This window comes from Nitrosomonas oligotropha (assembly GCF_009833085.1).
Lineage (GTDB): Bacteria > Pseudomonadota > Gammaproteobacteria > Burkholderiales > Nitrosomonadaceae > Nitrosomonas > Nitrosomonas oligotropha.
This window is the reverse complement of the sequence record NZ_QRBZ01000027.1, coordinates 1-13026: the sequence shown is the minus strand read 5'-3', so window position 1 is coordinate 13026 and position 13026 is coordinate 1. Positions and strand designations below refer to the sequence as shown.

Annotated in this window: 8 protein-coding genes; 7 read left to right on the top strand and 1 reads right to left on the bottom strand. The window is 46.2% G+C overall.

Annotation, left to right across the window (positions count from 1 at the left end; translation table 11 throughout):
- Positions 1-5: 5 nt before the first annotated feature.
- The 7 genes from ABD07_RS09125 to arfB all read left to right on the top strand — a co-directional run bounded on the left by ABD07_RS09125 (position 6) and on the right by arfB (position 11334).
- Complete coding sequence (locus ABD07_RS09125) at positions 6-896, top strand: phosphoribosylaminoimidazolesuccinocarboxamide synthase (RefSeq protein WP_160818057.1); 891 nt, start codon at positions 6-8, stop codon at positions 894-896.
- A gap of 103 nt (positions 897-999) precedes the next feature.
- Positions 1000-5754 carry an HTH domain-containing protein gene (locus ABD07_RS09120; protein WP_160818026.1) on the top strand — a complete coding sequence of 1585 codons (4755 nt, stop codon included), beginning with the start codon at positions 1000-1002 and terminating at the stop codon, positions 5752-5754.
- Entirely contained in the window at positions 5663-7594 is a 1932-nt protein-coding gene (locus ABD07_RS09115; RefSeq protein WP_160818025.1) for a hypothetical protein, read from the top strand. Before ABD07_RS09120 ends, ABD07_RS09115 begins: the two co-directional genes overlap by 92 nt.
- A 176-nt stretch (positions 7595-7770) precedes the next feature.
- Positions 7771-7992, top strand: a complete 222-nt coding sequence (locus ABD07_RS09110) for a type II toxin-antitoxin system HicB family antitoxin (protein ID WP_160818024.1) — start codon at positions 7771-7773, stop codon at positions 7990-7992.
- Entirely contained in the window at positions 7985-8209 is a 225-nt protein-coding gene (locus ABD07_RS09105) for a type II toxin-antitoxin system HicA family toxin (RefSeq protein WP_160818023.1), read from the top strand. Before ABD07_RS09110 ends, ABD07_RS09105 begins: the two co-directional genes overlap by 8 nt.
- Positions 8210-8423: 214 nt before the next feature.
- Positions 8424-10799 (top strand): fatty acid cis/trans isomerase, encoded by a 2376-nt coding sequence (locus ABD07_RS09100; RefSeq protein ID WP_160818022.1) that lies wholly within the window; start codon positions 8424-8426, stop codon positions 10797-10799.
- Positions 10800-10902: 103 nt separating this feature from the next.
- The gene (arfB, locus tag ABD07_RS09095) at positions 10903-11334 is read left to right on the top strand and encodes an alternative ribosome rescue aminoacyl-tRNA hydrolase ArfB (RefSeq protein WP_338040579.1); all 432 of its coding nucleotides are present in this window, start codon (positions 10903-10905) and stop codon (positions 11332-11334) included.
- 415 nt (positions 11335-11749) lie between these two features.
- Here the strand turns inward: arfB and ABD07_RS09090 are convergent, their stop codons facing one another.
- On the bottom strand, positions 11750-12757 hold the full coding sequence (locus tag ABD07_RS09090) for a DUF932 domain-containing protein (RefSeq protein WP_240142497.1): 1008 nt from the start codon (positions 12755-12757) through the stop codon (positions 11750-11752).
- Between the last annotated feature and the right edge of the window lie 269 nt (positions 12758-13026).

The following is a 13026-nucleotide window of genomic DNA, read 5'->3' as shown; positions in this document are numbered from 1 at the left end:
AACTTATGACCGGCACCTCCGCACTATTTGAAACCTCGATCAAAAGCCTGCCGTTTTTACATCGCGGCAAAGTCCGTGATATCTACGCCGTCGGCGATGACAAACTGCTGATCGTGCAGACCGACCGCCTGTCGGCGTTCGACGTGATCCTGCCGACTGCCGTGCCTGCCAAAGGAGAAATTCTCACCGCGTTGTCGCAATTCTGGTTCGACAAACTCGCGCATATCCTGCCGAACCACCTCACCGGCATCGCGCCGGAATCGGTCGTGGCCGAAAACGAGCGCGAGCAAGTGGAAGGCCGCGCGTTCGTGATCCGCCGCCTGAAGCCGCTGCCGATCGAAGCCATCGTGCGCGGCTACGTGGTCGGCTCCGGCTGGAAGGATTATCAGCAAACCGGGGCGATCTGCGGCATTCCGCTGCCTCCGGGATTGAAACTCGCGGATAAACTGCCGGGTGGTGCGATCTTCACCCCCTCGACCAAAGCCGCCGCCGGTGCGCACGATGAAAACATCGCTGTCGCCGAAGTGGAAAAACTGCTCGGCCGGGAATTGACCGCCAAAGTCAGCGCCAAAGCCATCCAGCTCTACTCCGAAGCCGCTGAGTATGCACTAGCGCGCGGCATCATCATCGCCGACACTAAATTCGAATTCGGTCTGGATGAAAAAGGCGAGTTATATTTGATCGACGAAGTCCTCACCCCCGACTCATCCCGCTTCTGGCCCGCCAGCCAATACCATCCCGGTCAAAACCCACCCAGCTTCGACAAACAATTCGTGCGCGACTGGCTGGAAACACAAGATTGGAACAAACAAGCTCCGGCACCTGCGCTACCGGACGATGTGTTACGACAGACTGTGGAGAAGTATCGGGAGGCGGTGCGGTTATTAGTAGATTAAATATTAGTTATGCCATTCTTTTTTGAACTGATCCTTCAGGTTTTCTTGCATTAGGTTTGGTTATTTAAAATCACTTTCCCAAAACTCAGGATAGCAAATTCTTATGAGTAGTAGCATTGAGCGGCTATTAGCAAAAGATATAAAAGGCAGTGTTGATTTTGCGCTAATTGCTATTCGAGAAGATGAGTTTGAAGCAGTATTGCATTATTTTCCCCCGACTGCAGAAGCGGAAGGTGAACATAGAACATATGAAATTTCAGATTTCCAAACTGCTGAGGGTTCAATTTATCGAGCCGCAATTTTGCGTAGCCTTGAGCAAGGTCACGCTGCTGCTCAAGCTGCTACGTCTGACGTGATTTCTGATCTTGATCCAGCTTGGATTGTGCTTGTTGGTATAGCTGGTGCTGTTCCGGAATTTGAGTTTTCTCTCGGTGACGTTGTATTGGCAACTCGCATGATTGACTTTAGTATTACTGCCGCTTTAGACGGTGGCACGAAAGAAACTGCCCACAGAGGTGCTCCTGTTCACAAAGCGGTTCAGGACTTTGTTAGCCGCCTACCCGCTTTTAAGTCGAGATTGGGGGATTGGAATCATCCTTCCAAGCTTGGAGTCTCTATTCCACTCGTTTCTATCGAGGAAGGACTGTCGCATATAACCGATGACAATTGGAAGGATAAATTGCGTCGTTCTCTGAAGCATCGCTTCGGGTTCAATGAAGGAAATACACCACGACAACCCATTGTAACAGCGGCTCCCATCGCATCAGGCAACATGTTAGTGAAAGATCATTCGCTTCTTCAAGATTGGCTGGAGAGTGCACGAGACCTGAAAGCGGTTGAGATGGAACTACCCGGTGTATTTGAAGCAGCCCGCAGCGTAAAAGGGGATAAACCTGTATTAGCGATACGCGGAATCAGCGATATTGTTGGTTTTAAACGCGATCCTGCTTGGACGGCATATGCCTGTAGAACAGCAGCTTCACTGGCAAGAGCTTTGCTAAATTTTGAGCCAATAATACCTCTCTCAAAACAACAATCCGAAGATATTTCTAGCGACATTGGCAATAAGTTGATCTCTGAGAGTGCGTTACTAGCAAATAAAGCGATTACTGAGCATCACAGTGATGATGCAAAGGCTGCGCTAGGTGTGATTCTCAGGCGTCGAGTATCGCCTGGCCAAGACACCCTGGCACAATTGCATGACCTTGCTCGCTCCCTTGATGATGGTGGAAAGTTTGCAGCAGTTCCCCCTTCCATAAAAACAGAAGTGTATGACTGGATTGTGCGCATTGCAGCTAGCAATGGACACCTTGCTGATGCGGAGCATGCTCTGGCAAAACTTCAAAAGCAGGGACAACCAGCATCGATCGCTGCACAAGCTTGGATGGAAGCTGCTCGCGGAGAGGTCGATTCCGCTCTTCGCATGCTTCGCTTAGATGATTCGTCAGCTGGAAGAAGTAACATTTTTGCGATTTTGCGGACGAAAAAAGGGGATACAGATGCACTTGCTTACCTAAATACACTTGAAAGCATCAATCCGGATTCGTTCACAGCAATTGGGTGGACCAATGTTCTGAGTTGTCTCGCAGTTAATGACAAGATAGAACAGGCAACAAATTTTTTATCAATTTTGCCGGATGAGATGTTCTTGGAGTGCACTATTCTCGGATATCTCCGTGGGATGTTATATGTTGCTAACTCTGTACCAGTGGAATTACGCAGAAGAGTAATTCATGAAGATTTTCTTGCGGCCAGCGATCATTTGCTCGAGGGTGATGAAGCGGAAATTTGGCGCAGTAGAGCTTATGAGGCTTTTGAGGCGTGTAGCCAAATTGCAAAGAATGCAGGTGATGAATCTCTCCTTGAGCGATCAAAGATTTGGCTTCGCTGGCTTAGAATTGTAGATCGTGCGCATAAGGAAGAAGAACTTGTTGCACTTAGCAACGACATGAATGATGGCAAAACAGCCGTGAAGTTGATGCCGCTGGCGCATGCATTTGGTGTCAATTTCGATGTGTCTGCACTGACTAAATACCTTGGTCGAGCTGAAATACTCGGTGGCCTCACACCTATAGATCTCAATGCGAAGGTATTACTGCTACAGCATCTCGAGAAATTTCAGGAACTTGCCTCATTCATTGTTGATAATTGGGACAGGCTTTTAGATGTCGAATCTCTTCCGATTCTCGGCGGAACTCTGATTCAGGCATATGTCCACGCGGGTGAATGTGGGCGTGCCGAAGAAGTACTTGAAGCGAAGAAAGCAGAGCTTTATCCCGATGATATTCAAAGATTTCGATTAATGATCCAACTTTGTCGAGGCGAAGATCCGACAAAGCAAGCTAAAGATAACTACGAAGCAACTAGGAAGTTAGAGGATCTTTCGAACCTCATCTTAAGTCTAGAAAAAGCACGGCGTTTGGCAGAACTTACTCCGTATGCTTTAGAGATGTTTGAACGAGAGCGGAATGTGGCAAATGCACTACGCTATGTAAAATGCTTGCGAAGTGTGATTTCTCAAGATGAAGATATTGTTGATTTCCTTGATTGCTGTAACGATCTGGTTAAGAAAGAGCCGGAACTGATGTCAGCACAAGCATGGGCTCTATTTCATCTCGGGGAGTTAAAAAAATCAGAAGAAATCAACAATCAGCTGTTAAACATACGAAATAACATCAACGACCTAAGTTTGGATATTTATTTAAGTGTTCGGACAGGTGAATGGGAGAAACTTCCAGCGATATTAAATCGAGAATGGAATAGACGAAATGAACTTCCTGTTGCATTGCTGCTTGATCTTGCGCGATTGACCGCATTTAGTGCGAGAGAGCGAGCTTTACAGCTTGTTAGAGAGTGCACTGAGCGGGAACCAAACAATCCGCGTTCGTTGCTTCAAGCTCACTCTGTAGCTATGGCTTTAGCGCAGGATGATATTGCGATGCCATTATTAAACAGAGCCAGACAATCTTCCAGAGAGGAGGATAACTTTATAAAAAGTTTATCGACCCGGGAGGTAGTTGAATTTATGCAAGATTCAGCGATTGGCTGGCGCAAGAAGAATGAACTATTTAGAAATGGAAGTATTCCGATTCATTGGGCAGCTCATATTTTCAATGTTCCACTTAGCAGATTGCTGATTGCTATCCCGCGCGAGAATAAAGCACAAGCGGATGCTCGAAGACGCCAACCTATTCCGATCAGAGCAGGAAACCGGCGTTCAATTAAGATGTCATCAGTAAAGCGATTAGCTCTCGATGTTACATCCATTTTTGTTCTGAATGAATTAGGCTTTCTTGGGCACCTGTTTGATGCTTTAGATGAAGCACTGCTGTCTCCAAGATTTATGGAGATGCTTTTTTTTGAAGAGGAAAAAGTTAAATTTCACCAGCCTTCGAGAATTAAAGCCGCAAAGCCTTTACTTGAACTTCAAAAGAAAGGACTTTTTATACTTGAAGAAACAAGTATTCCTTCAGATTTAGCTAATGAAGCGGGCGAGGAAGAAGCTGCTTTATTGAGTGCAGCAAAGCAATCTGGAGGTATATACATTCATTCGGGTAAGCTCTATCGGATGGACTCCTACATGGAAGAAGAGGCGCAATTGGGAGATTTTTCTGGAAACCTAGCCGATCTGGTAGTAGTAGCTCATGCACTCTATGATGAAGGACTTATCACAGAAACTAAACGAGATGCGTCATTGGAATATCTTGAATTGGTCAGCGCGGGTGGGATGTCAGGAGTAAAGCTTGCTCGAAGTGCACCTGTTTTCCTCGATAGGGTCTCAGCTGAATATTTCTTTAACACTGAGTTATTGGAAGTTCTGATTAATTCGGACAGGAAAGTATTCATCCATCCAGATGCACTCGATGAATGGCAAGCTCTGGTTGATACTGAACGGTATTCTGGAACTATGATCGAGACACTGGAGAATATTCGCAGGGTTATCCGGGGAAAAATGGCTGAAGGCAAAGTAAAGTTTCTTCGTGAGGGAAAAAGAAGCACTGACGAAGAACATTTTGGCATCTCTGCATTATCGCTGGTTGATTTGCTAGAAGACGTTAGTGGAATAGACGCGGCATGCATAGATGATCGTATGCTTAACTCGAAACCTATTCTTGAAGACAGATTTGGCAGGAAAGTTGATTTGCTTTGCTCACTGGATATTATTGATATGCTGGTGGAACGAGGGGCCGTGACAAAGATTGAGCATGAAGAAGCCATTCATACGATGAGGGAATGGAATTTTTCCACGCTGCCTGTGGATGCAAATGAGCTCCTGGAGCAGTTATTGAGAAACAAAGCAAGTGAGACCGGAATTCTCATGGAATCAGCAAAACTTCGAGTTATGCGGGAATATCTGGCAAGGCTTCATGCCTCAGATTTTCTATGCGCTGCATCGGACTTGGAATACTTAGACGAGCTATGGCAAATTGGTCAGAAGATCCTTAGAAATTTATGGAAAGATGAAAAGTCAACTGTGACCGATATTACTGCGAGAGCTAATTGGGTGGTCGATCATATTATTCCCGATATTGAGCTGGCATTGCGCTTTGCTCCAGACGGGAAAGAACGGATGGAAGATATAGCCCTAGCTAGAATGATGGCGACTGTGATGCCATTGGAAGTTCCGGATGGACTTAAGGTGAGCTATGCGGAGTGGCTGGAAAATAAAATCATTGCTCCTTATATTCCGGCATGTTCGAATTTGATTGATAAGGTAACGGAAGAAATTGCTGCATGGGCGATGGCGTGTGCAAAGGAGATTGCAAATGAAGCAGCGAATGAAACTGGAGAGCTTGGCAGCGAAGATGTTGATCAAGATGCTACCGAAGACGATAGTTCTAAAACTTCAAGAGGATGAGGAATTTTTTTCATTTGTACAGCCACGGTTCATTAGTTATAAAGGAATTGGTTCTTTCCATTATGAGGATATTCTGACCGCCTTAGAAGCGATTCAGGAACCGGGTGAACGAGTAAGCATTGTTGCAACAGATGGTAAAAATTTCTTTTTGATACACTCTCCAGAGGGTATTCGTATCGCCAGTGCTGATAATGATGATGGTCAACTATGCCGTGATTTGGCTTTTTTGTATCCAGATCAGGATATTCGTCTTGAAACTCTCAATAATGTCATAAATCAGTGTTGGCCTTCGCTACCATCCGCAAATTACTGGCAGAAAATTCTTGCAGATAGACCATTGAGTGAGAATGAACTCTTTCGAATGATATCAGATATTGGTGAAACTCCTGGGCGCTTTAAGACTACATTGAAAAAACACTGGTGCAGTGGGCGTGAAATTAATATCACCGAATTATTTCCATCGTCAATTTGCTATTACGATGCTTTGATTGGATCTCCTTCTGAGGGAATGACTGCAGAAACATGGATTGAGAGTATTCTGCTTCCGAAATTAGCGCAACATATCGATCAGTCATTAGTTGATGGATTAGAGTGTGCCCTGGCCTTGAATGTCGATTTTAAGTTGTCGTCAGTAAAACTGGTAAGTGATATACCGGATTCCGAACTTGTCGCAGCATTGGGTGCACTCATGGAAACGCGATCACCATTAGTGTTACTTGGCATCATTGAGCTCGCTCTTTTTCACCATGATAGTGATGCGAAGTTTCTCGAACTTGCCTCCACAGCATTGGAGCGTTTATTGGGTAATAATCCGGAAGAATCTGGAATTATGTATGAATGGGTAATCATGCCTTCTCTTATTAAGGCAGGTTTGAGACGGATGAGTGTTGATGAGAAATTGTGGCATTATCCTCCATATTGGCGCAGATTAGCTGCATTTGCTCATGCCAATGTACTTATCGAGACACTGGAAATGGATTCAAGGCAGGCCGTAGATGATTTCACTGGCTGGCTGGATGATCTGATAACGCCGAAAGAAATTTCTGCTGCTTTTCTCGACATGAGGGAGGAGTCAATGTGGAAAGGATTGGATATGACACCGTTTAACTTTAAAGCAATAGTTGTCGGGCGTTTAATGCTTATGAAAAATGCGCTAGAGGAAAGTGGGTTAGTATTTCCGAATAGCCATCTTGTAGATTCTGCAATTGAAGACCTGGGTGGAAAAGAAAGACTGCTATTCTCAAGCAGATCTAGCCCTTTACAGGACAGAAGAAGTATAGAGAGTATGCTAAATGACGAGAATATTGATTCTGATTTAGTGATCGAGTTGTTCTCAGATATGATTGATGAACTTGACCGTGAGCCAACGGGAATTGCATGGCAAAAGCTTGTAGTTGTATGTCGTCTTCAGTATTTCGATAATAATCTTTTTGATAATCTTATTAAAAGTGTCGGTAATTTGATCTTTGAAAATGACGAGGAGGAAAAAGAAAAATTCTTTAATACATTAGAGAGTGCGGCAGAGATAGCTACGGTACAACGATGCAAAGCTCTTGCTGATGCAGTGACTCATGCGCTTGTTAAAGTAGCCGGTAAATTTTCAACAGCACTGGAAGCAAAGATAGGTTATTACATTATTCTAATGTCGTCAGGAGCTATTACTGATGACTCAGATTGGACAGAATGGATTGGGAAAATGATGTCTGAATATGCATTTTCCGTGCCTAAAGGGGAGGCATGTCAACAATTGTTGACTAACTTAAATGATCTATCAACTTTAATTCCATTGCAGAAAAGAAGTTTAGGGCGCGCCAAAAATTTTGTTTCTTCAGCAATTTAGTGATGAGCAAAGGAAACATAGGGTCATTTGACGAGGGGGCTCGGGAGATTTTTGAGCGCGCTTAATAACGAAGCAAATACATCAAATCTTGTGTTACGCAAAATCTGGTTATGTGATTTACTTGCCATGCGATGCACAATAAGATCCCTTTAACCATATATCTTGGAGCGAATCCCATGAATAAACAAATGACTGCCATCATTGAACGTGAAGGCAGTGGCTATGTGTCTTTCTGTCCGGAGCTCGATATCGCCAGTCAAGGTGATACTGTTCAAGAAGCGCGTGAGAACCTGAGGGAAGCGCTGGAATTGTTTTTCGAAACCGCATCGGCGGAAGTAATTCAGCAGCGGTTGCATGATGAGATTTATATAACCCGCCTAGAGATTGCCGTTGGGTAAGTTGCGGGTTTTATCCGGACAGCAACTGTGTGCTATTTTGGCGCAACATGGTTTTATTGAAGTCTGGCGGCGCGGCAGTCATGTTGTGATGCAGAAGAAAATGGATACACAACGATTACCGGACCTGATTCCTAATCATTCCGAGGTACGCATTGGAACACTTCAGTTCATCATTCGCCAGTCAGGAATTGCCAAAAGCGAATTCGAAATTTTGTAGCAAGTAGCCTGGATAAACCTGCGCCATCCGGGACAAAAATTCCGGAACAACAGCATCAGAATCCAATACATCATTCGATGTGACAATACCACCCTCGCTGAATGGAACAAATTCAATGCACATTGTGTCCAGCATGTATGCTTATATTGCACCATGAAACAATTCATGCGTTATCTGATAGAGTCTTTTCAATTTATTTAAGTGATGGTTTTTCATGCGGACAGTTTATTCAGGTATATATCTCATCGTTTTGCTTTTTGTATTGTCTGCTTGTCAAAAATATCAAGATGCAATTTCTGGCAATAACCAGATTCCTATCCCTGCAATACTGCCAGTACCGATTGAGCGTCCGGTTTCTTATACCCAAGAAATCCGCCCGATCATCGAATCAAAGTGCCTGTCATGCCACGGTTGTTTTGATGCGCCGTGCCAGTTAAAGATGGAGAATGCCGAAGGGCTGTTGCGTGGCGCCTTTCGTGAGTCAATTTATGGCGGGGTGCGTACTGAGGCCATGCCGCCCACCCGGCTGGGTATTGACGAATTGACTGTTTCGGGGTGGCGTGAGCGCGGATTTCATTCTGTTCTTCAATCCGGCGATGCACAGTCTGAGCCTCTGATCGCCGGAATGATATCGCTGGCGAAGCAGTATCCGTTCCCGCCGAACAGCAAGATACCGGATTCGATTAAGCTGGGGATTAACCACAAGAATCAGTGTATCTCCGGTGAGAAATTCTCCGATTATGCACGTGATTATCCATACGGCGGCATGCCGTTTGCGGTTACTGGACTGAGCGATCAGGAATACGCGCTATTGGCCGGATGGGTCAAGCAAGGCGCGGTAATTACCGATGAACCGGTTACGCTTACCGGTGGTGAGAAAAAAATACTTCAACAATGGGAAGCGTTTTTCAACCGCGATGATAATCGCGGCAAACTGGTGGCGCGCTGGTTGTATGAGCACCTGTTTATGGCAACGCTGTATTTTCCAGATCTAGATGGTGAATTGCGTTTTTTTGAGTTAGTACGCTCTTCAACACCGCCCGGCAGGGATGTCATACCGATTTCCACTGTATTTCCCAATGACGATCCCGAGCAGCCGTTTTTCTACCGCATACGCCCGATAGTTGGCAATATCCTGCACAAACGGCGTATGCCTTACCCGCTCAGCCATGCAAAGCAACGCCGTATCAATGAGTTATTTTTTGCTCATGAATGGCCGGTGGGTGAATTGCCCGGGTACAGTTATGCGGAACGGGTGAATCCGTTCGCCACGTTTGCGGCCATCCCGGCTTACGCCCGTTACCGGTTCATGTTGGATGACGCCGAATACTATGTGCGCAATGTCATCCATGGGCCAGTATGCCGTGGTCAGATCGCCACCGATGTGATACGCGATCGTTTCTGGGTTTTGTTCCAGAATCCGGAATCCGATCCTTTTATTACGAATAACGCTTATCGGCACCAAGCCGTTCCGTTACTGGAGATGCCCGGGCAAAACGACGATCTGCTGACGATGGGGGAGGAGTGGTTCCGGTATCTCAACCATCATAACGATTACCAGGCGCAACGCCGCAGTCAGTATGTATTGCAATACCCCGGTGGCGCATCGCTGGCTCATTTGTGGGATGGCGATGGACGGAATAAAGACGCCTTACTGACGGTCACTCGTCATTACGATAGCGCTTCGGTTACCAGGGGATTGATCGGAGATATTCCTCAAACGCTATGGCTCATGGATTATCCGTTACTTGAACGTACGTACTACATTCTGGTGGTGAATTACAACGTGTTTGGCAATGTTGCGCATCAACTGTTGACCAGGCTGTATTTCGATCTGATACGCAATAGCTCGGAGCATAACTTTTTGCGCTTGATCCCGGATGGTCAACGCACGGATATTCTGCACGATTGGTATCAACATTCAGGCAAACTGAAATTCGGCATTTTTTACGAGAAAATCGACGATGTATTGCCTTCGGCGGAGCGCTTCACAACTGATGATCCGAAGCAGGAACTTGTGTCACGGATCCTCCAGCGTTTTGAATCCGTCAATGTGATGGCGGATGATCCGATTAATCGTTGTGGCCCGGTGAACTGTGTCCGTTCGGATCAACCGCTCTGGATACAAAAAGCGGATCAAGCGTTGTCTGCCATTGCAGCCCGGCCGGCGGCCGATCTGGCTGGCATCAACCGGTTGCCGGAAGTGACGTTCGTGCGAGTCAAACATGATCAGGATAAACGCACGGTCTACACATTGTTGCGGGATCGTGCGCATAGCAACGTTGCATTCATACTGGGCGAGGAATTGCGGTATCAACCGGAAAAGGATCGTCTGACCGTATACCCCGGCATTACCGGCAGCTATCCGAATTTCATTTTTGATGTACCCGCCTCGGATATTGAAGAATTCGTATCGCTGCTAGGCATAGCCAAGAAGGAAGAACACTTCGAACATATTGTGAACACATGGGGGGTGCGGCGCACGCATCCGCAGTTCTGGGAAATCCTGCATGACATTACCGGCTGGCAAAAAGAACGTGAGCCTCATATAGCAGGTATTTTTGATATCAACCGCTATGAGAATTTTTAGATCTGAAAAGCGAACGGCAAGAATCGCAAAATGGCTGTTTTTATATTTTAATCTGCACTAGACTAACAGATTGTCTCTGCTAGTCTAGAGCCTTGTTTTTTTCGTGCATAAAATAACCTTCCTGAAAATAACAAACAATCTCACAATACCATTGACTGAGATCGAGATTCTTGCTGTCCGCTCGCAAGGCTCCGGCGGGCAGAATGTCAACAAAGTAGCGACCGCGATTCATCTGCGGTTCGATATCCAGGCGTCATCACTGCCCGAACACTACAAGAGCAAGCTATTGCAATTAAAGGATAGCCGCATTAGCAGCGAAGGTGTCATTATCATCAAGGCGCAGCGGTTTAACAGCCAAGCCAAGAACCGCGAAGATGCACTCAACCGCTTACGTGAAATGATTAAAAGTGTCACGATTGCACTGAAAACCCGGGTGCCCACCAAGCCGACCAAAGCTTCTCAAATAAAACGCTTGGAAAGTAAATCGGTACAGAGCGAAAGAAAATCGTTCCGCGGTAAGATTGGCGAGGAATGATAAAAGCAGAAATGATGACATACACTGGAGAATCCAGTGCCGAGCCCTCGGCAGTATCGTCTGCAAGGAAGCAGGCACGGCTCAATTCGAGGGAGGGAGTCATATGATTCTCTGTAATCAAGTATCCATGATGGTTTCTATTTTCAATTATTGAAATTTACCCGCTTTTTTACCCGTTTTTAGAAAAGCACCCTCCTTTTTTACACTTCCTCACACTTTGTGAAAAAAACTTTGTTATTGTGTTGTTCTAGGCACGATTGCCAATAAAAAAGCCAAGGCCCATTTAAAAACAATCGCGCTGCCCGGTTATGCCGCTGCGTGTCTGTTCAAACATTGTTCCAGTGACTTAATCACTGCGCTGTAATTTTCTTGTTCGGGTCTGATCGTAAAAATGTACGGTATTTGATAAACCGCTTCAGTTTTTAGATAACGATCTGTTTCGATCTGGTAAAGCAAAAATAACGTCGCTTGAACTTCGAGTAATTTTTCCGCTGATCAGGTTCGCACCTTGGCCGAACCATGCGCTATCGAGTCTGTGTCCCTGACTTCTGGCTCTTTTTTCGTGATCGACAAACTCGGTGACTGCACAGAGCAAGCCCCAAGCCGTGCCGTTGGCGGATGCCAGTTGCGCGCCTCTGCCGTGGCCGTCATACAGCGATTGCACGGTTTTCAACGCCCGTTCATTCTTGAGGCCGGAGGGTTGATTGTCGTGATCATCGGTTTGGCATAGCACTTTGAGGAAGTAATTCAGCGATTCGTGGCTTTTGACTTTGCGCTCCGATAGGGTTTTCATGCGATACATGAAGCTGTCCCACTGCGATACGGCGATACCCAGCTGCTTTTTGACGGCTTGCGCATCGAAGCTGGTGCTGTGCGGCACTTTGATGGCGCTGCTGGCGCCTTTGAGCGCGATGGATAGTGTGTTGTTGCACACCAAGCGGATCGTGGTCGGGGTTGCGGTGGTCGCCAGTGTACCGTCGCAAGAGGTGGCAAGCAGAATGTAACCGTTGATGGCATCATCGCCTTTGAGCTTGGTTTCCTTGCCAGTTCTAGCCAAAGCCCAGAATTTCTTGCCTTCCTTGAGAACACCGGCGGTTTCGAGTTCAAAGCCGGATACTTCGGTGAGATCGCGATAAAACTCCAGGATTGCCTTAGGCTGAACGACCTGATAGCGTTCACTGACTACCGATAATGGTGCTTTGGTGTCGCTGCGGTACAGCACCTTTTGTTCGTCAAACGACCGCAATGAACCCAATGATCCGATTTGTTCCGTCATGTAGCGCACTGGTGCTTCGCAGATACTCCAATCCATCCCGGCTTTCTCCGCCCAAATTTCAATCGGTTGTTTGGCGGGTAAACGGTTGCCCAGCTGGTGCCAGGGTGTTTCACCGGAGTAAGCCATATTTTGAACGAGATGTGACATTGTGTGTTTTTCCTTATGGGTAAGTAATAAAAATGCACGTAACGAGACCATCGCTACTAGAAAACGATAGAACGGTACTTGCGTGGATGAAAAAGGGAATAAAAGTGAAAAATAGAAAAGCGGAAAAGCAAAGAAGTGGCTAAAACCTGGGTGTACCGGATGATTGTGTGTCAATCGATCCTGAAAACGTACTCGCATTGCAGGCACTCGTAGTTATCCAGCACCCGGTCGTCTATTATTTCCCCGATTTGTGCGCCCGCCATACCCCC

Excerpts from the sequence above, each read along its gene's own strand:
- ABD07_RS09125 (WP_160818057.1), top strand. The coding sequence starts at position 6 with ATGACCGGCACCTCCGCACTATTTGAAACCTCGATCAAAAGCCTGCCG.
- ABD07_RS09120 (WP_160818026.1), top strand. The coding sequence starts at position 1,000 with ATGAGTAGTAGCATTGAGCGGCTATTAGCAAAAGATATAAAAGGCAGT.
- ABD07_RS09115 (WP_160818025.1), top strand. The coding sequence starts at position 5,663 with ATGAAGCAGCGAATGAAACTGGAGAGCTTGGCAGCGAAGATGTTGATC.
- ABD07_RS09110 (WP_160818024.1), top strand. The coding sequence starts at position 7,771 with ATGAATAAACAAATGACTGCCATCATTGAACGTGAAGGCAGTGGCTAT.
- ABD07_RS09100 (WP_160818022.1), top strand. The coding sequence starts at position 8,424 with ATGCGGACAGTTTATTCAGGTATATATCTCATCGTTTTGCTTTTTGTA.
- ABD07_RS09090 (WP_240142497.1), bottom strand. The coding sequence starts at position 12,757 with ATGTCACATCTCGTTCAAAATATGGCTTACTCCGGTGAAACACCCTGG.